The organism is Citrobacter sp. MGH103 (genome assembly GCF_001034475.2).
GTDB classification, from domain to species: domain Bacteria; phylum Pseudomonadota; class Gammaproteobacteria; order Enterobacterales; family Enterobacteriaceae; genus Citrobacter; species Citrobacter freundii.
Genome location: NZ_CP073045.1, coordinates 31070 through 49014, shown reverse-complemented (window position 1 = coordinate 49014; position 17945 = coordinate 31070). Strand labels below are relative to the sequence as shown.

16 protein-coding genes and 9 pseudogenes are annotated in these 17945 nt (G+C 50.3%); 16 read left to right on the top strand and 9 right to left on the bottom strand.

Annotated elements, in window-relative coordinates; genetic code table 11:
• The first annotated feature begins 94 nt into the window (after window positions 1-94).
• Genes SK33_RS25705 through mphR(A) form a run of 3 tightly spaced genes read left to right on the top strand, consistent with a single transcriptional unit; the run spans window position 95 to window position 2819 of the window.
• On the top strand, window positions 95-1000 hold the full coding sequence (locus SK33_RS25705) for an Mph(A) family macrolide 2'-phosphotransferase (protein ID WP_000219391.1): 906 nt from the start codon (window positions 95-97) through the stop codon (window positions 998-1000).
• Window positions 997-2235 (top strand): macrolide resistance MFS transporter Mrx(A), encoded by a 1239-nt coding sequence (gene mrx(A) / locus SK33_RS25700; protein WP_000004159.1) that lies wholly within the window; start codon window positions 997-999, stop codon window positions 2233-2235. Before SK33_RS25705 ends, mrx(A) begins: the two co-directional genes overlap by 4 nt.
• Entirely contained in the window at window positions 2235-2819 is a 585-nt protein-coding gene (gene mphR(A) / locus SK33_RS25695) for a macrolide-binding transcriptional repressor MphR(A) (RefSeq protein WP_001137892.1), read from the top strand. The genes mrx(A) and mphR(A) overlap by 1 nt, the downstream gene beginning before the upstream one ends.
• Before the next feature lie 492 nt (window positions 2820-3311).
• Here mphR(A) and SK33_RS25690 read toward each other — a convergent pair whose 3' ends face one another.
• Both SK33_RS25690 and intI1 read right to left on the bottom strand, forming a co-directional pair.
• Window positions 3312-4076 carry an IS6-like element IS6100 family transposase gene (locus tag SK33_RS25690; RefSeq protein ID WP_001389365.1) on the bottom strand — a complete coding sequence of 255 codons (765 nt, stop codon included), beginning with the start codon at window positions 4074-4076 and terminating at the stop codon, window positions 3312-3314.
• A 62-nt stretch (window positions 4077-4138) separates the two neighbouring features.
• Window positions 4139-4804 (bottom strand): annotated as a pseudogene (gene intI1, locus SK33_RS25685) (class 1 integron integrase IntI1); the annotation flags it as partial.
• Window positions 4805-4959: 155 nt separating this feature from the next.
• Here intI1 and dfrA14 point away from each other — a divergent pair.
• From dfrA14 to SK33_RS25670, 4 genes and pseudogenes are all read left to right on the top strand, one after another.
• Window positions 4960-5433, top strand: coding sequence for a trimethoprim-resistant dihydrofolate reductase DfrA14 (dfrA14, locus tag SK33_RS25680; RefSeq protein WP_004201280.1), 474 nt, complete (start codon window positions 4960-4962; stop codon window positions 5431-5433).
• A 220-nt stretch (window positions 5434-5653) separates the two neighbouring features.
• Window positions 5654-5767, top strand: a pseudogene (gene mobC, locus SK33_RS26570) (plasmid mobilization relaxosome protein MobC); the annotation flags it as partial.
• A gap of 103 nt (window positions 5768-5870) precedes the next feature.
• A pseudogene (locus SK33_RS26565) lies at window positions 5871-5945 on the top strand (EAL domain-containing protein); the annotation flags it as partial.
• A gap of 117 nt (window positions 5946-6062) precedes the next feature.
• Window positions 6063-6827: an IS6-like element IS6100 family transposase gene (locus tag SK33_RS25670; protein ID WP_001389365.1), complete on the top strand. Its 765-nt coding sequence runs from the start codon at window positions 6063-6065 to the stop codon at window positions 6825-6827.
• A 139-nt stretch (window positions 6828-6966) separates the two neighbouring features.
• Here the strand turns inward: SK33_RS25670 and SK33_RS25665 are convergent.
• Window positions 6967-7032 (bottom strand): annotated as a pseudogene (locus tag SK33_RS25665) (EAL domain-containing protein); the annotation flags it as partial.
• 61 nt (window positions 7033-7093) lie between these two features.
• On the opposite strand from SK33_RS25665, the gene SK33_RS25660 reads away from it, so the two are divergent.
• Window positions 7094-8302: a type II site-specific deoxyribonuclease gene (locus tag SK33_RS25660; protein ID WP_001749969.1), complete on the top strand. Its 1209-nt coding sequence runs from the start codon at window positions 7094-7096 to the stop codon at window positions 8300-8302.
• A 33-nt stretch (window positions 8303-8335) separates the two neighbouring features.
• Here the strand turns inward: SK33_RS25660 and SK33_RS25655 are convergent, their stop codons facing one another.
• The gene (locus SK33_RS25655; RefSeq protein WP_001288432.1) at window positions 8336-9769 is read right to left on the bottom strand and encodes a DNA cytosine methyltransferase; all 1434 of its coding nucleotides are present in this window, start codon (window positions 9767-9769) and stop codon (window positions 8336-8338) included.
• A 98-nt stretch (window positions 9770-9867) separates the two neighbouring features.
• On the opposite strand from SK33_RS25655, the pseudogene SK33_RS25650 reads away from it, so the two are divergent.
• Window positions 9868-10140: pseudogene (locus SK33_RS25650) on the top strand (IS1 family transposase); the annotation flags it as partial.
• 10 nt (window positions 10141-10150) lie between these two features.
• Here SK33_RS25650 and SK33_RS25645 read toward each other — a convergent pair.
• Window positions 10151-10357 (bottom strand): hypothetical protein, encoded by a 207-nt coding sequence (locus SK33_RS25645; protein WP_001749967.1) that lies wholly within the window; start codon window positions 10355-10357, stop codon window positions 10151-10153.
• 141 nt (window positions 10358-10498) lie between these two features.
• On the opposite strand from SK33_RS25645, the gene SK33_RS25640 reads away from it, so the two are divergent.
• The 4 genes and pseudogenes from SK33_RS25640 to SK33_RS25625 all read left to right on the top strand — a co-directional run bounded on the left by SK33_RS25640 (window position 10499) and on the right by SK33_RS25625 (window position 12529).
• Window positions 10499-11196, top strand: a protein-coding gene (locus SK33_RS25640; RefSeq protein WP_223293341.1) for an IS1-like element IS1B family transposase whose coding sequence is annotated in 2 segments (ribosomal slippage) — window positions 10499-10748 and window positions 10748-11196 — 699 coding nt in all. Because the reading frame shifts where the segments join, the coding sequence is not laid out codon by codon here.
• Between the two features lie 14 nt (window positions 11197-11210).
• Window positions 11211-11456 (top strand): annotated as a pseudogene (locus tag SK33_RS25635) (antibiotic biosynthesis monooxygenase family protein); the annotation flags it as partial.
• A complete protein-coding gene (locus SK33_RS25630) occupies window positions 11449-11835 on the top strand; it encodes a hypothetical protein (RefSeq protein ID WP_000460651.1) in 387 nt (128 codons plus the stop codon). The pseudogene SK33_RS25635 and the gene SK33_RS25630, both read left to right, overlap by 8 nt.
• A 7-nt stretch (window positions 11836-11842) precedes the next feature.
• Window positions 11843-12529, top strand: coding sequence for an ArsR/SmtB family transcription factor (locus SK33_RS25625; protein ID WP_001284954.1), 687 nt, complete (start codon window positions 11843-11845; stop codon window positions 12527-12529).
• Here SK33_RS25625 and tetR(B) read toward each other — a convergent pair.
• Complete coding sequence (gene tetR(B), locus SK33_RS25620; RefSeq protein ID WP_000088605.1) at window positions 12507-13130, bottom strand: tetracycline resistance transcriptional repressor TetR(B); 624 nt, start codon at window positions 13128-13130, stop codon at window positions 12507-12509. The genes SK33_RS25625 and tetR(B) overlap by 23 nt on opposite strands.
• A gap of 81 nt (window positions 13131-13211) precedes the next feature.
• Between tetR(B) and tet(B) the strand changes: the two genes are divergently transcribed.
• Entirely contained in the window at window positions 13212-14417 is a 1206-nt protein-coding gene (gene tet(B) / locus SK33_RS25615; protein ID WP_001089068.1) for a tetracycline efflux MFS transporter Tet(B), read from the top strand.
• Window positions 14418-14529: 112 nt separating this feature from the next.
• Here the strand turns inward: tet(B) and tetC are convergent, their stop codons facing one another.
• Window positions 14530-15123: a tetracyline resistance-associated transcriptional repressor TetC gene (gene tetC, locus SK33_RS25610; RefSeq protein WP_000428546.1), complete on the bottom strand. Its 594-nt coding sequence runs from the start codon at window positions 15121-15123 to the stop codon at window positions 14530-14532.
• An 87-nt stretch (window positions 15124-15210) separates the two neighbouring features.
• Between tetC and SK33_RS25605 the strand changes: the two are divergent.
• A pseudogene (locus SK33_RS25605) lies at window positions 15211-15606 on the top strand (helix-turn-helix domain-containing protein); the annotation flags it as partial.
• A gap of 30 nt (window positions 15607-15636) precedes the next feature.
• Here SK33_RS25605 and SK33_RS25600 read toward each other — a convergent pair.
• Together SK33_RS25600 and SK33_RS25595 are read right to left on the bottom strand one after the other, a co-directional pair.
• Window positions 15637-16800: pseudogene (locus tag SK33_RS25600) on the bottom strand (IS4-like element ISVsa5 family transposase); the annotation flags it as partial.
• Window positions 16801-16814: 14 nt separating this feature from the next.
• Window positions 16815-17512 (bottom strand): IS1 family transposase gene (locus tag SK33_RS25595; protein ID WP_151884388.1). Its coding sequence is split into 2 segments (ribosomal slippage): window positions 16815-17263 and window positions 17263-17512, totalling 699 coding nucleotides; the frame shifts between segments, so codons are not numbered across the junction.
• A gap of 211 nt (window positions 17513-17723) precedes the next feature.
• On the opposite strand from SK33_RS25595, the pseudogene SK33_RS25590 reads away from it, so the two are divergent.
• A pseudogene (locus SK33_RS25590) lies at window positions 17724-17825 on the top strand (IS6 family transposase); the annotation flags it as partial.
• Window positions 17826-17945: the final 120 nt, after the last annotated feature.

The window sequence follows — 17945 nt, the reverse complement described above, 5'->3', positions numbered from 1 at the left end:
TCATCGCTAACTTTGCAACAGTGCCGGATTGAATATAACCGACGTGACTGTTACATTTAGGTGGCTAAACCCGTCAAGCCCTCAGGAGTGAATCATGACCGTAGTCACGACCGCCGATACCTCCCAACTGTACGCACTTGCAGCCCGACATGGGCTCAAGCTCCATGGCCCGCTGACTGTCAATGAGCTTGGGCTCGACTATAGGATCGTGATCGCCACCGTCGACGATGGACGTCGGTGGGTGCTGCGCATCCCGCGCCGAGCCGAGGTAAGCGCGAAGGTCGAACCAGAGGCGCGGGTGCTGGCAATGCTCAAGAATCGCCTGCCGTTCGCGGTGCCGGACTGGCGCGTGGCCAACGCCGAGCTCGTTGCCTATCCCATGCTCGAAGACTCGACTGCGATGGTCATCCAGCCTGGTTCGTCCACGCCCGACTGGGTCGTGCCGCAGGACTCGGAGGTCTTCGCGGAGAGCTTCGCGACCGCGCTCGCCGCCCTGCATGCCGTCCCCATTTCCGCCGCCGTGGATGCGGGGATGCTCATCCGTACACCGACGCAGGCCCGTCAGAAGGTGGCCGACGACGTTGACCGCGTCCGACGCGAGTTCGTGGTGAACGACAAGCGCCTCCACCGGTGGCAGCGCTGGCTCGACGACGATTCGTCGTGGCCAGATTTCTCCGTGGTGGTGCATGGCGATCTCTACGTGGGCCATGTGCTCATCGACAACACGGAGCGCGTCAGCGGGATGATCGACTGGAGCGAGGCCCGCGTTGATGACCCTGCCATCGACATGGCCGCGCACCTTATGGTCTTTGGTGAAGAGGGGCTCGCGAAGCTCCTCCTCACGTATGAAGCGGCCGGTGGCCGGGTGTGGCCGCGGCTCGCCCACCACATCGCGGAGCGCCTTGCGTTCGGGGCGGTCACCTACGCACTCTTCGCCCTCGACTCGGGTAACGAAGAGTACCTCGCTGCGGCGAAGGCGCAGCTCGCCGCAGCGGAATGAGCGAACGTCGATATAGCCCGCTCGCGACGCTGTTCGCGGCGACCTTTCTCTTCCGGATCGGCAACGCGGTGGCGGCCCTCGCGCTTCCATGGTTCGTCCTGTCTCATACAAAGAGCGCGGCCTGGGCGGGCGCCACGGCCGCTAGCAGCGTCATCGCGACCATCATCGGCGCGTGGGTTGGTGGTGGCCTCGTCGATCGGTTCGGGCGCGCGCCCGTCGCATTGATCTCGGGTGTGGTGGGCGGCGTGGCCATGGCGAGCATCCCACTGCTCGATGCCGTTGGCGCCCTCTCGAACACTGGGCTGATCGCTTGCGTGGTGCTCGGTGCCGCGTTCGACGCACCCGGTATGGCCGCGCAGGACAGTGAGCTGCCCAAACTCGGCCACGTCGCCGGGCTCTCCGTTGAGCGCGTCTCGTCACTGAAAGCGGTGATCGGGAACGTCGCGATTCTAGGTGGCCCGGCCCTTGGGGGGGCCGCAATCGGCCTGCTTGGCGCTGCGCCAACGCTCGGGCTGACGGCGTTCTGCTCCGTCCTTGCAGGTCTGCTCGGCGCGTGGGTGCTTCCCGCGCGTGCCGCTCGGACGATGACCACGACGGCGACTCTCTCCATGCGCGCCGGCGTCGCTTTTCTCTGGAGCGAACCCCTGCTGCGCCCTCTCTTTGGTATAGTGATGATCTTCGTGGGCATCGTTGGCGCCAACGGCAGCGTCATCATGCCTGCGCTGTTTGTAGATGCAGGACGCCAAGTAGCAGAGCTCGGGCTGTTCTCCTCAATGATGGGGGCTGGTGGTCTCCTTGGCATTGCCATTCATGCGTCGGTCGGCGCCCGGATATCAGCGCAGAACTGGCTGGCGGTGGCATTTTGTGGCTCTGCGGTGGGCTCGCTTCTGCTTTCACAGTTGCCAGGCGTGCCGGTGCTGATGTTGTTGGGCGCGCTCGTGGGACTGCTGACCGGCTCAGTCTCTCCCATTCTCAACGCTGCCATCTACAACCGCACGCCGCCAGAACTTCTCGGCCGGGTACTCGGCACGGTCTCGGCGGTGATGCTGTCAGCCTCGCCCATGGTTATGCTTGCGGCCGGCGCGTTTGTCGACCTTGCTGGTCCGCTCCCTGGCCTCGTTGTATCGGCCGTGTTTGCGGGGCTCGTGGCTCTACTCTCGCTCCGTCTTCAATTTGCTACAATGGCGGCGGCAGCCACAGCCTCCGCCCCAACCCATACAGAAGGTGAACACTGATGCCCCGCCCCAAGCTCAAGTCCGATGACGAGGTACTCGAGGCCGCCACCGTAGTGCTGAAGCGTTGCGGTCCCATAGAGTTCACGCTCAGCGGAGTAGCAAAGGAGGTGGGGCTCTCCCGCGCAGCGTTAATCCAGCGCTTCACCAACCGCGATACGCTGCTGGTGAGGATGATGGAGCGCGGCGTCGAGCAGGTGCGGCATTACCTGAATGCGATACCGATAGGCGCAGGGCCGCAAGGGCTCTGGGAATTTTTGCAGGTGCTCGTTCGGAGCATGAACACTCGCAACGACTTCTCGGTGAACTATCTCATCTCCTGGTACGAGCTCCAGGTGCCGGAGCTACGCACGCTTGCGATCCAGCGGAACCGCGCGGTGGTGGAGGGGATCCGCAAGCGACTGCCCCCAGGTGCTCCTGCGGCAGCTGAGTTGCTCCTGCACTCGGTCATCGCTGGCGCGACGATGCAGTGGGCCGTCGATCCGGATGGTGAGCTAGCTGATCATGTGCTGGCTCAGATCGCTGCCATCCTGTGTTTAATGTTTCCCGAACACGACGATTTCCAACTCCTCCAGGCACATGCGTAAACGGAGGTGTGCAGAGTCCCTGCGGCAGGCGACGAACACGACCGTCGTCGATTAGTACCGGTACGGTCGGTGGTATCGAAGTCTTGATCACCACTCAGGTCTACGGCTTACAAATGGTGACCATCCCGATACTTGCGTCAGAGCACCGGGCCGATTCTTTGACAGTGAATCACTCCCGTAAGGTTGTGCCGGTGTGGGTGTCCCGGGTCGAGACGATACTCCGCCAATGCGCCCAGCAAACAACCTGGCCATCGCAGGTGGTGGGGAGCGGTGTGGCGGATGAGTTGGACAAGTTGGTGTAGCAGCACGAGCACGGCGAGATAACATCGCAGGAGTTCGACATGCTCAAGAGACAGCTGATTGCGAATCGCGATGCAGATTCATAACCCGATTGCGGGTTGGCTTCACTCCACCATCACCGAGCAGACTAGCACGGCGGGCTCTGTTGCAAAGATTGGCGGCAGTCAGAGGTAGGCTGTCGCTCTGCGCCGATCAGGCGGCTGCTGCGAAATGGTGGTTGAGCATGCCCATGGCCTCCGTCAGCGCCGAGGGCCCAATGCCAAAAGCTCTCTCCACAAGGCGCACCTCGCCCCTGATGCCGGGCTGCAGGCACCAGGGGCGAGCCTGTCCTTTGCGCAGGGCTCGCATGACTTCGAATCCCTTGATCGTGGCATAGGCCGTGGGGATCGATTTGAAACCGCGCACCGGCTTGATCAGTATCTTGAGCTTTCCGTGATCGGCCTCGATCACGTTATTGAGATACTTCACCTGCCGGTGGGCCGTCTCCCGGTCCAGCTTTCCTTCGCGCTTCAATTCGGTGATCGCTGCACCATAGCTCGGCGCTTTGTCGGTATTGAGCGTGGCAGGCTTTTCCCAGTGCTTCAGGCCTCGCAGGGCCTTGCCCAGGAACCGCTTCGCTGCCTTGGCGCTGCGGGTCGGCGACAGGTAGAAATCGATCGTGTCGCCCCGCTTGTCGACTGCCCGGTACAGGTAGGTCCACTTGCCCCGCACCTTGACGTAGGTTTCATCCAGGCGCCAGCTCGGATCAAAGCCACGCCGCCAGAACCAGCGCAGCCGCTTCTCCATCTCCGGGGCGTAGCACTGGACCCAGCGATAGATCGTCGTATGGTCGACCGAAATGCCGCGTTCCGCCAGCATTTCCTCAAGGTCGCGATAGCTGATCGGATAGCGACAATACCAGCGCACCGCCCACAGGATCACATCACCCTGGAAATGGCGCCACTTGAAATCCGTCATCGTTCCGTCCGTCCAATCTCCGCCAAGCATGCTCAAGCTTCACGATTTTTGCAACAGAGCCCGCGCGGATACTTCCGCTCAAGGGCGTCGGGAAGCGCAACGCCGCTGCGGCCCTCGGCCTGGTCCTTCAGCCACCATGCCCGTGCACGCGACAGCTGCTCGCGCAGGCTGGGTGCCAAGCTCTCGGGTAACATCAAGGCCCGATCCTTGGAGCCCTTGCCCTCCCGCACGATGATCGTGCCGTGATCGAAATCCAGATCCTTGACCCGCAGTTGCAAACCCTCACTGATCCGCATGCCCGTTCCATACAGAAGCTGGGCGAACAAACGATGCTCGCCTTCCAGAAAACCGAGGATGCGAACCACTTCATCCGGGGTCAGCACCACCGGCAAGCGCCGCGACGGCCGAGGTCTTCCGATCTCCTGAAGCCAGGGCAGATCCGTGCACAGCACCTTGCCGTAGAAGAACAGCAAGGCCGCCAATGCCTGACGATGCGTGGAGACCGAAACCTTGCGCTCGTTCGCCAGCCAGGACAGAAATGCCTCGACTTCGCTGCTGCCCAAGGTTGCCGGGTGACGCACACCGTGGAAACGGATGAAGGCACGAACCCAGTGGACATAAGCCTGTTCGGTTCGTAAACTGTAATGCAAGTAGCGTATGCGCTCACGCAACTGGTCCAGAACCTTGACCGAACGCAGCGGTGGTAACGGCGCAGTGGCGGTTTTCATGGCTTGTTATGACTGTTTTTTTGTACAGTCTATGCCTCGGGCATCCAAGCAGCAAGCGCGTTACGCCGTGGGTCGATGTTTGATGTTATGGAGCAGCAACGATGTTACGCAGCAGGGCAGTCGCCCTAAAACAAAGTTAACCCAGGATGAGAACCTTGAAAGTATCATTGATGGCTGCGAAAGCGAAAAACGGCGTGATTGGTTGCGGTCCAGACATACCCTGGTCCGCGAAAGGGGAGCAGCTACTTTTTAAAGCATTGACCTACAATCAGTGGCTTCTGGTGGGTCGCAAGACGTTTGAATCTATGGGCGCACTCCCCAATAGGAAATACGCGGTCGTTACCCGCTCAGGTTGGACATCAAATGATGACAATGTAGTTGTATTTCAGTCAATCGAAGAGGCCATGGACAGGCTAGCTGAATTCACCGGTCACGTTATAGTGTCTGGTGGCGGAGAAATTTACCGAGAAACATTACCCATGGCCTCTACGCTCCACTTATCGACGATCGACATCGAGCCAGAGGGGGATGTTTTCTTCCCGAGTATTCCAAATACCTTCGAAGTTGTTTTTGAGCAACACTTTACTTCAAACATTAACTATTGCTATCAAATTTGGAAAAAGGGTTAACAAAGCTATGCAATCGACGGCAAAAAGCTTCGTTCGCTTCGCGCACTACGCCTTTTCCGCGATTGATAGCGACGTTATGTGAATATTGAAATGAGCATTCCAAAGAAAGGAAGTAGAAAAATTATCGTGGGCGAAAATGAGTTTTTGTGGCTCATTAGGTCAAAACTCACATATTCGCAGGACTGTTTAGGTACAGAAATGACTGCGGTCGTTGAACCGGATGCCGGTCCTCACTGATGAAGAAGTGAACACCGTACGGGAATCGTGCCGGCAGCTTGGAGCTATCGGCCGGAACCTCAACCAGGTGGCCAGGGCCTTGAACATCGAGTTCAGGGAAAGTGACAAGCTCAAGCAAGAGGCCATCGAAAAACTGGCCGAACGGATCGACCAGCATTTGGACCATGTGTCTGAGCTGTTCGATAAGACCTGGAGCCGGTGGCACGATTGTCATTTTCAGAAGACGACTGCACCAGTTGATTGGGCGTAATGGCTGTTGTGCAGCCAGCTCCTGACAGTTCAATATCAGAAGTGATCTGCACCAATCTCGACTATGCTCAATACTCGTGTGGGCTCTGTTGCAAAAATCGTGAAGCTTGAGCATGCTTGGCGGAGATTGGACGGACGGAACGATGACGGATTTCAAGTGGCGCCATTTCCAGGGTGATGTGATCCTGTGGGCGGTGCGCTGGTATTGTCGCTATCCGATCAGCTATCGCGACCTTGAGGAAATGCTGGCGGAACGCGGCATTTCGGTCGACCATACGACGATCTATCGCTGGGTCCAGTGCTACGCCCCGGAGATGGAGAAGCGGCTGCGCTGGTTCTGGCGGCGTGGCTTTGATCCGAGCTGGCGCCTGGATGAAACCTACGTCAAGGTGCGGGGCAAGTGGACCTACCTGTACCGGGCAGTCGACAAGCGGGGCGACACGATCGATTTCTACCTGTCGCCGACCCGCAGCGCCAAGGCAGCGAAGCGGTTCCTGGGCAAGGCCCTGCGAGGCCTGAAGCACTGGGAAAAGCCTGCCACGCTCAATACCGACAAAGCGCCGAGCTATGGTGCAGCGATCACCGAATTGAAGCGCGAAGGAAAGCTGGACCGGGAGACGGCCCACCGGCAGGTGAAGTATCTCAATAACGTGATCGAGGCCGATCACGGAAAGCTCAAGATACTGATCAAGCCGGTGCGCGGTTTCAAATCGATCCCCACGGCCTATGCCACGATCAAGGGATTCGAAGTCATGCGAGCCCTGCGCAAAGGACAGGCTCGCCCCTGGTGCCTGCAGCCCGGCATCAGGGGCGAGGTGCGCCTTGTGGAGAGAGCTTTTGGCATTGGGCCCTCGGCGCTGACGGAGGCCATGGGCATGCTCAACCACCATTTCGCAGCAGCCGCCTGATCGGCGCAGAGCGACAGCCTACCTCTGACTGCCGCCAATCTTTGCAACAGAGCCTCCGTCGCCATGCTCACCTCGCTTTGGTGCACACGAGTATTGAGCATAGTCGAGATTGGTGCAGATCACTTCTGATATTGAACTGTCAGGAGCTGGCTGCACAACAGCCATTACGCCCAATCAACTGGTGCAGTCGTCTTCTGAAAATGACACTGTTTGTATATAATCATGAAAAAATGGTGAGTAGAGTTTCAGGGTAACAGGGGATGCTTATGTCGGTTTTCCACAACTGGCTACTTGAGATCGCATGTGAGAATTACTTCGTCTACATCAAACGCCTTTCCGCCAACGATACCGGCGCAACAGGTGGTCACCAGGTAGGGCTTTATATCCCTTCAGGTATCGTTGAAAAACTCTTTCCGTCTATCAACCATACCCGTGAACTGAACCCTTCGGTTTTTCTCACCGCACATGTGTCATCGCATGATTGCCCTGACAGCGAAGCCAGGGCAATTTATTATAACAGCCGTCATTTTGGTAAAACCCGGAATGAAAAAAGGATTACCCGCTGGGGTAGAGGCAGCCCACTTCAGGATCCTGAAAATACAGGGGCTCTGACGCTCCTGGCTTTCAAGCTTGATGAGCAAGGGGGGGACTGTAAGGAAGTAAATATTTGGGTATGCGCCAGCACTGATGAAGAGGACGTCATTGAGACCGCTATTGGTGAAGTTATACCCGGAGCGCTTATATCCGGCCCCGCAGGACAGATTCTAGGCGGACTATCTCTACAGCAAGCGCCAGTAAATCATAAATATATTCTACCTGAAGACTGGCACCTGCGCTTTCCGTCGGGAAGTGAAATTATTCAGTATGCAGCCAGCCATTATGTGAAAAATTCCCTTGATCCGGATGAGCAACTTCTTGACCGCCGGCGCGTGGAGTACGACATATTTCTATTGGTTGAGGAACTGCATGTTCTGGATATCATCCGGAAAGGATTTGGCTCTGTGGATGAATTTATTGCGCTGGCCAATTCTGTCAGCAATCGCCGTAAATCCAGAGCCGGGAAGTCGCTGGAACTGCACCTGGAGCATCTATTCATTGAGCACGGCCTGCGACACTTTGCGACGCAGGCCATCACAGAAGGTAATAAAAAACCCGATTTCCTTTTCCCTTCCGCAGGGGCTTACCACGATACTGAGTTTCCCGTAGAAAATCTGCGCATGCTGGCAGTCAAGACTACCTGTAAGGATCGCTGGCGTCAGATACTGAATGAGGCCGATAAAATTCATCAGGTGCATCTGTTTACACTCCAGGAGGGAGTTTCTCTGGCTCAATATCGGGAGATGCGGGAGTCGGGTGTCAGATTGGTCGTGCCATCATCTCTGCACAAAAAATACCCGGAGGCGGTGAGAGCTGAGCTAATGACGCTAGGTGCGTTTATTGCTGAGCTGACAGGGCTTTACGCAGATATTCCATAGATTATCTCCCGGCATAAATACCGGGAGGAGCGATCAGATTCGTTCAACCTTGCACGAATCGGCATTAACCGCTTTCAGGATATAAGGTTCAAGCAGTTTGGCTACGGCTTCAAACACGGGCACCACTACGGAGTTACCGAACTGCCTGTACGACTGAGTGTCTGACACAGGAATGCGAAAAGGCCTGCCATCTACTTTTTCAAAACCCATAAGGCGCGCGCACTCTCGCGGAGTCAGCCTGCGGGGCCGATGCGCCTGATTTTCTTCGTTCGCGAAGTCTGTTTCACCTGTGGCCATATCCCAGCCACGGTCTATCAGAATTTCAGACCCGTCTTTGTGATAGCGAGCAGAAAGCGTACGGGCAATGCTTTCTTTATTTTCAGGATTAACGAGGCCAAAACCGAATCCGTTACCCTTAGCTGCGTGCTTTTTGGCGTAGTTATAGAGATACTCCCAGAGTTTCGGCGTCAGTATATATTTGCTGTCAACCACGGGTTCCAGCAGTTCGCCAAATGACGGACGCTGTTCCGGATAAAAACGACTAATATCGCGCAGGGTAAAGCCCTGGTGAATGTTCAGATCACGGCGGAAACCGACCAAAACGATACGTTCTCGGTGCTGAGGTAAAAAGTGCTTTCCGTCGATAACTTTAGGATCGTTTTTGCCCATCTCAGCTGCATCCGCAACTTCATAGCCCAGTTCGTCGAGGGTATCCATGATGACTTTAAAGGTTTTACCCTTGTCATGGCTCTTCAGGTTTTTAACGTTTTCAAGAACAAAGATGGCAGGTTTTTTTGCGCGGATAATACGCGCCACATCGAAGAAAAGCGTTCCCTGAGCCTCACATTCGAAACCATGCGCGCGCCCGAGCGAGTTTTTCTTGCTTACGCCCGCAAGGCTAAACGGTTGACAGGGGAAACCTGCTAGAAGTACATCATGATCCGGCACATGCTCATTAATGTAAGCATAGGCATCGTTTTCAGGTACTTCAGGTTTATCACTGAGCGTGACTTCACGAATATCGAGATTGAAAGTGTGTTCCTGAGCATCGTTAAACCAGTTAGCTTTATATGTGCGCACAGCCTCTTTATTCCATTCACTGGTAAAAACGCACTGGCCACCGATGGTTTCGAAGCCCTTCCGTATACCTCCAATCCCAGCAAACAGGTCAATAAACCGGAAGGCATAGTCAGGGTGATGTGCAGGCGCTTCCGGAAGCATTTTTCGTAGAAGTTCCTCTTCGGCTAACGTCAGCGTCTTAGGTGAGCACTTACCATTAATCCAGCGATTAAGAGTCTCGCGACTCCACTCATTTTTACCAACTTTTCTAAGCAGTTCAGCCACGTACTTCTGGTCATAGATTTCCAGCACCTGCCCGAGCAGCTTTTTATCATTTTCCTGTCGCAGTTGTTCTTCCGCTTCTGCTTTCTCAAGCAGATCCTGCGCCAGTAATTCAAATTCAGACATATTGCCTCCATTGGGTCTTATGGGTGAAACTGTATCACTCATTTGACCCAGATTGAATGTTTTTATCTGGATATTTAAACAGGTTTATTGTTAGGTAACGCACGTTGGCCACGCTGGAGCGTCTTCTGGGCCTGCTGTCGGCCTTTGAGGTCGTGGTATGGATGACGGATGGCTGGCCGCTGTATGAACCCCGCCTGAAGGGAAAGCTGCACGTTATCAGCAAGCGTTACACTCAGCGCATTGAGCGACATAACCTGAATCTGAGACAACATCTGGCAAGGCTGGGACGGAAGTCACTGTCGTTCTCAAAATCGGTGGAGCTGCATGACAAGGTCATCGGGCATTATCTGAACATAAAACACTATCAGTAAGTTGGAGTCATTACCGGTTCTCTTTGTCTTTTAGTGATTCTATAAACCTCATTACGTCTGAATATAAAAATCTATTATTTGATTTATGTGGCTCATGAGGTTGTGGGATGGTCTTGTTTTTGAATGTGCCAGTTTTCTTAATGGCAAAGATTAACTCACCTTCTGTTATTCCTAACATTTCAGCAAATGTTTTTGCTTCTATAGTTACTGACTTCATTTAATTAACTCTCATGGTATCGATTTTCTTTACCGGCATCTTTAACAATGGTGCTCGTTTCTAGTGTTGCTGCGGTACGCTTCATCGGTGATGCTGCCAACTTACTGATTTAGTGTATGATGGTGTTTTTGAGGTGCTCCAGTGGCTTCTGTTTCTATCAGCTGTCCCTCCTGTTCAGCTACTGACGGGGTGGTGCGTAACGGCAAAAGCACCGCCGGACATCAGCGCTATCTCTGCTCTCACTGCCGTAAAACATGGCAACTGCAGTTCACTTACACCGCTTCTCAACCCGGTACGCACCAGAAAATCATTGATATGGCCATGAATGGCGTTGGATGCCGGGCAACCGCCCGCATTATGGGCGTTGGCCTCAACACGATTTTCCGCCATTTAAAAAACTCAGGCCGCAGTCGGTAACCTCGCGCATACAGCCGGGCAGTGACGTCATCGTCTGCGCGGAAATGGACGAACAGTGGGGATACGTCGGGGCTAAATCGCGCCAGCGCTGGCTGTTTTACGCGTATGACAGGCTCCGGAAGACGGTTGTTGCGCACGTATTCGGTGAACGCACTATGGCGACGCTGGGGCGTCTTATGAGCCTGCTGTCACCCTTTGACGTGGTGATATGGATGACGGATGGCTGGCCGCTGTATGAATCCCGCCTGAAGGGAAAGCTGCACGTAATCAGCAAGCGATATACGCAGCGAATTGAGCGGCATAACCTGAATCTGAGGCAGCACCTGGCACGGCTGGGACGGAAGTCGCTGTCGTTCTCAAAATCGGTGGAGCAGCATGACAAAGTCATCGGGCATTATCTGAACATAAAACACTATCAATAAGTTGGAGTCATTACCGACCACTATTAAGTCATGTAGCTGGTTTTATTTCAATTGAACGTTTTCAAAGTCTAGCTACAGAAGGAAAAATGTTATCGCTATCTTGGTGGGAAAACGAATACGCAGTTCTGCAATGGAAAAATCATGTTTTACATGCGAAAGCTCAACAAGAAGGGCGAGAGTCAATATTTGATTTTTACAAAATTAGTATTGCTCATATTACTCGCGAATATTCATTTAAAAAGGACAAGGATAATGTTTGATGTTCACGTTGTTTTAGATAATCAAATAGGACAATTAGCATTACTAGGAAAAACATTAGGTAATAAAGGTATTGGATTGGAAGGGGGAGGGATATTTACGGTTGGTGATGAATGCCATGCTCATTTTCTTGTTGAACAAGGAAAGGAAGCTAAAATAGCGCTAGAGCAAGCTGGACTGTTAGTACTTGCGATCCGGACACCATTAATTCGTAAGTTAAAACAGGAAAAACCGGGGGAACTTGGCGAAATAGCACGAGTATTGGCGGAGAATAACATTAATATTTTAGTGCAATACAGTGACCATGCTAACCAACTGATATTAATAACGGACAATGATAGTATGGCTGCATCTGTTACGCTCCCTTGGGCAATAAAGTGAACTTGCGATGGCTAATTTAATACGAAAAGAGGTTACCTTTGAGTCCTCAATAGCCGCGATAGGGGCGGCTATGTCTGACATTTCACGAGTTAAAATACTCAGTGCTTTGATGGATGGGCGAGCTTGGACGGCCACTGAGCTAAGTTCTGTGGCGAATATATCAGCTTCAACGGCGAGCAGTCATTTATCTAAATTATTAGATTGCCAGCTAATCACAGTAGTAGCTCAAGGCAAGCATCGTTATTTTCGGCTAGCAGGAAAAGATATTGCTGAATTGATGGAAAGTATGATGGGGATCTCCTTAAACCATGGCGTACATGCCAAAGTTTCCACGCCAGTGCATTTACGAAAAGCACGTACTTGCTATGATCATTTAGCTGGCGAAGTTGCCGTTAAGATCTATGATTCCCTTTGTCAACAGCAATGGATCACTGAAAATGGTTCAATGATCACATTAAGTGGTATTCAATATTTTCATGAAATGGGAATTGACGTTCCTTCCAAACATTCACGTAAAATCTGTTGTGCGTGTTTAGATTGGAGTGAACGCCGTTTCCATTTAGGTGGGTACGTTGGAGCCGCATTATTTTCGCTTTATGAATCTAAAGGGTGGTTAACTCGACATCTTGGTTACCGTGAAGTTACCATCACGGAAAAAGGTTATGCTGCTTTTAAGACCCACTTTCACATTTAAGTTGTTTTTCTAATCCGCATATGATCAATTCAAGGCCGAATAAGAAGGCTGGCTCTGCACCTTGGTGATCAAATAATTCGATAGCTTGTCGTAATAATGGCGGCATACTATCAGTAGTAGGTGTTTCCCTTTCTTCTTTAGCGACTTGATGCTCTTGATCTTCCAATACGCAACCTAAAGTAAAATGCCCCACAGCGCTGAGTGCATATAATGCATTCTCTAGTGAAAAACCTTGTTGGCATAAAAAGGCTAATTGATTTTCGAGAGTTTCATACTGTTTTTCTGTAGGCCGTGTACCTAAATGTACTTTTGCTCCATCGCGATGACTTAGTAAAGCACATCTAAAACTTTTAGCGTTATTACGTAAAAAATCTTGCCAGCTTTCCCCTTCTAAAGGGCAAAAGTGAGTATGGTGCCTATCTAACATCTCAATGGCTAAGGCGTCGAGCAAAGCCCGCTTATTTTTTACATGCCAATACAATGTAGGCTGCTCTACACCTAGCTTCTGGGCGAGTTTACGGGTTGTTAAACCTTCGATTCCGACCTCATTAAGCAGCTCTAATGCGCTGTTAATCACTTTACTTTTATCTAATCTAGACATCATTAATTCCTAATTTTTGTTGACACTCTATCATTGATAGAGTTATTTTACCACTCCCTATCAGTGATAGAGAAAAGTGAAATGAATAGTTCGACAAAGATCGCATTGGTAATTACGTTACTCGATGCCATGGGGATTGGCCTTATCATGCCAGTCTTGCCAACGTTATTACGTGAATTTATTGCTTCGGAAGATATCGCTAACCACTTTGGCGTATTGCTTGCACTTTATGCGTTAATGCAGGTTATCTTTGCTCCTTGGCTTGGAAAAATGTCTGACCGATTTGGTCGGCGCCCAGTGCTGTTGTTGTCATTAATAGGCGCATCGCTGGATTACTTATTGCTGGCTTTTTCAAGTGCGCTTTGGATGCTGTATTTAGGCCGTTTGCTTTCAGGGATCACAGGAGCTACTGGGGCTGTCGCGGCATCGGTCATTGCCGATACCACCTCAGCTTCTCAACGCGTGAAGTGGTTCGGTTGGTTAGGGGCAAGTTTTGGGCTTGGTTTAATAGCGGGGCCTATTATTGGTGGTTTTGCAGGAGAGATTTCACCGCATAGTCCCTTTTTTATCGCTGCGTTGCTAAATATTGTCGCTTTCCTTGTGGTTATGTTTTGGTTCCGTGAAACCAAAAATACACGTGATAATACAGATACCGAAGTAGGGGTTGAGACGCAATCGAATTCGGTATACATCACTTTATTTAAAACGATGCCCATTTTGTTGATTATTTATTTTTCAGCGCAATTGATAGGCCAAATTCCCGCAACGGTGTGGGTGCTATTTACCGAAAATCGTTTTGGATGGAATAGCATGATGGTTGGCTTTTCATTAGCGGGTCTTGGTCTTTTACACTCAGTATTCCAAGCCTTTGTGGCAGGAAGAATAGCCACTAAATGGGGCGAAAAAACGGCAGTACTGCTCGGATTTATTGCAGATAGTAGTGCATTTGCCTTTTTAGCGTTTATATCTGAAGGTTGGTTAGTTTTCCCTGTTTTAATTTTATTGGCTGGTGGTGGGATCGCTTTACCTGCATTACAGGGAGTGATGTCTATCCAAACAAAGAGTCATCAGCAAGGTGCTTTACAGGGATTATTGGTGAGCCTTACCAATGCAACCGGTGTTATTGGCCCATTACTGTTTGCTGTTATTTATAATCATTCACTACCAATTTGGGATGGCTGGATTTGGATTATTGGTTTAGCGTTTTACTGTATTATTATCCTGCTATCGATGACCTTCATGTTAACCCCTCAAGCTCAGGGGAGTAAACAGGAGACAAGTGCTTAGTTATTTCGTCACCAAATGATGTTATTCCGCGAAATATAATGACCCTCTTGATAACCCAAGAGGGCATTTTTTACGATAAAGAAGATTTAGCTTCAAATAAAACCTATCTATTTTATTTATCTTTCAAGCTCAATAAAAAGCCGCGGTAAATAGCAATAAATTGGCCTTTTTTATCGGCAAGCTCTTTTAGGTTTTTCGCATGTATTGCGATATGCATAAACCAGCCATTGAGTAAGTTTTTAAGCACATCATCATCATAAGCTTTAAGTTGGTTCTCTTGGATCAATTTGCTGACAATGGCGTTTACCTTACCAGTAATGTATTCAAGGCTAATTTTTTCAAGTTCATTCCAACCAATGATAGGCATCACTTCTTGGATAGGGATAAGGTTTTTATTATTATCAATAATATAATCAAGATAATGTTCAAATATACTTTCTAAGGCAGACCAACCATTTGTTAAATCAGTTTTTGTTGTGATGTAGGCATCAATCATAATTAATTGCTGCTTATAACAGGCACTGAGTAATTGTTTTTTATTTTTAAAGTGATGATAAAAGGCACCTTTGGTCACCAACGCTTTTCCCGAGATCTCATCTATTGAAACAGCTTGATAGCCTTTTTCAACAAACAATATTCGTGCTGAGTTAACCAGTGATTGATAGGTACTCTTAAAATTTTCTTGTTGATGATTTTTATTTTCCATGATAGATTTAAAATAACATACCGTCAGTATGTTTATGGTATCATGATGATGTGGTCGTGACAATCTTAAGAACATTTAGGTTATTTTATGTATATTGAACAGCATTCTCGCTATCAAAATAAAGCTAATAACATCCAATTAAGATATGATGATAAGCAGTTTCATACAACGGTTATCAAAGATGTTCTATTATGGATTGAACATAATTTAGATCAGTCTTTACTGCTTGATGATGTGGCGAATAAAGCGGGTTATACCAAGTGGTATTTTCAGCGGCTGTTCAAAAAAGTAACAGGGGTCACACTGGCTAGCTATATTCGTGCTCGTCGTTTGACGAAAGCGGCTGTTGAGTTGAGGTTGACGAAAAAAACTATCCTTGAGATCGCATTAAAATATCAATTTGATTCCCAACAATCTTTTACACGTCGATTTAAGTACATTTTTAAGGTTACACCAAGTTATTATCGGCGTAATAAATTATGGGAATTGGAGGCAATGCACTGAGAGATCCCCTCATAATTTCCCCAAAGCGTAACCATGTGTGAATAAATTTTGAGCTAGTAGGGTTGCAGCCACGAGTAAGTCTTCCCTTGTTATTGTGTAGCCAGAATGCCGCAAAACTTCCATGCCTAAGCGAACTGTTGAGAGTACGTTTCGATTTCTGACTGTGTTAGCCTGGAAGTGCTTGTCCCAACCTTGTTTCTGAGCATGAACGCCCGCAAGCCAACATGTTAGTTGAAGCATCAGGGCGATTAGCAGCATGATATCAAAACGCTCTGAGCTGCTCGTTCGGCTATGGCGTAGGCCTAGTCCGTAGGCAGGACTTTTCAAGTCTCGGAAGGTTTCTTCAATCTGCATTCGCTTCGAATAGATATTAACAAGTTGTTTGGGTGTTCGAATTTCAACAGGTAAGTTAGTTGCTAGAACCCATGGCTCCTTTGCCGACGCTGAGTAGATTTTAGGTGACGGGTGGTGACAATGAGTCCGTGTCGAGCGCTGATTTTTTCGGCCTTTAGAGCGAGATTTATACAATAGAATTTGGCATGAGATTGGATTGCTTTTAGTCAGCCTCTTATAGCCTAAAGTCTTTGAGTGACTAGATGACATATCATGTAAGTTGCTGATAGGTTTCCAGTTTTCCGCTCCTAGGTCTGCATATTGTACTTTTCCTCTTACTCGACTTAACCAGTACCAACCCAGCTTCTCAACGGATTTATACCATGGCACTTTAAAGCCAGCATCACTGACAATGAGCGGTGTGGTGTTACTCGGTAGAATGCTCGCAAGGTCGGCTAGAAATTGGTCATGAGCTTTCTTTGAACATTGCTCTGAAAGCGGGAACGCTTTCTCATAAAGAGTAACAGAACGACCGTGTAGTGCGACTGAAGCTCGCAATACCATAAGTCGTTTTTGCTCACGAATATCAGACCAGTCAACAAGTACAATGGGCATCGTATTGCCCGAACAGATAAAGCTAGCATGCCAACGGTATACAGCGAGTCGCTCTTTGTGGAGGTGACGATTACCTAACAATCGGTCGATTCGTTTGATGTTATGTTTTGTTCTCGCTTTGGTTGGCAGGTTACGGCCAAGTTCGGTAAGAGTGAGAGTTTTACAGTCAAGTAATGCGTGGCAAGCCAACGTTAAGCTGTTGAGTCGTTTTAAGTGTAATTCGGGGTAATGACTCCAACTTACTGATAGTGTTTTATGTTCAGATAATGCCCGATGACCTTGTCATGCAGCTCCACCGATTTTGAGAACGACAGTGACTTCCGTCCCAGCCTTGCCAGATGTTGTCTCAGATTCAGGTTATGCCGCTCAATTCGCTGAGTGTAACGCTTGCTGATTACGTGCAGCTTTCCCTTCAGGCGGGATTCATACAGCGGCCAGCCATCCGTCATCCATACCACGACCTCAAAGGCCGACAGCAGGCTTAGAAGACGCTCCAGTGTGGCCAGAGTGCGTTCACCGAATACGTGCGCAACAACCGTCTTCCGGAGCCTGTCATACGCGTAAAACAGCCAGCGCTGGCGCGATTTAGCCCCGACGTATCCCCACTGTTCGTCCATTTCCGCGCAGACGATGACGTCACTGCCCGGCTGTATGCGCGAGGTTACCGACTGCGGCCTGAGTTTTTTAAATGGCGGAAAATCGTGTTGAGGCCAACGCCCATAATGCGGGCGGTTGCCCGGCATCCAACGCCATTCATGGCCATATCAATGATTTTCTGGTGCGTACCGGGTTGAGAAGCGGTGTAAGTGAACTGCAGTTGCCATGTTTTACGGCAGTGAGAGCAGAGATAGCGCTGATGTCCGGCGGTGCTTTTGCCGTTACGCACCACCCCGTCAGTAGCTGAACAGGAGGGACAGCTGATAGAAACAGAAGCCACTGGAGCACCTCAAAAACACCATCATACACTAAATCAGTAAGTTGGCAGCATCACCTAATTCGGGGCAGAATTGGTAAAGAGAGTCGTGTAAAATATCGAGTTCGCACATCTTGTTGTCTGATTATTGATTTTTCGCGAAACCATTTGATCATATGACAAGATGTGTATCCACCTTAACTTAATGATTTTTACCAAAATCATTAGGGGATTCATCAGGGTGATGCGTGCACTACGCAAAGGCCAGGCCTCAGCATTTTATTATGGTGATCCCCTGGGCGAAATGCGCCTGGTAAGCAGAGTTTTTGAAATGTAAGGCCTTTGAATAAGACAAAAGGCTGCCTCATCGCTAACTTTGCAACAGTGCCGTGCAGACAGAAACCGTAAACACCGGCATTGACATGCCGGGGAAGCCCTTATAGTACAATAATTCTCT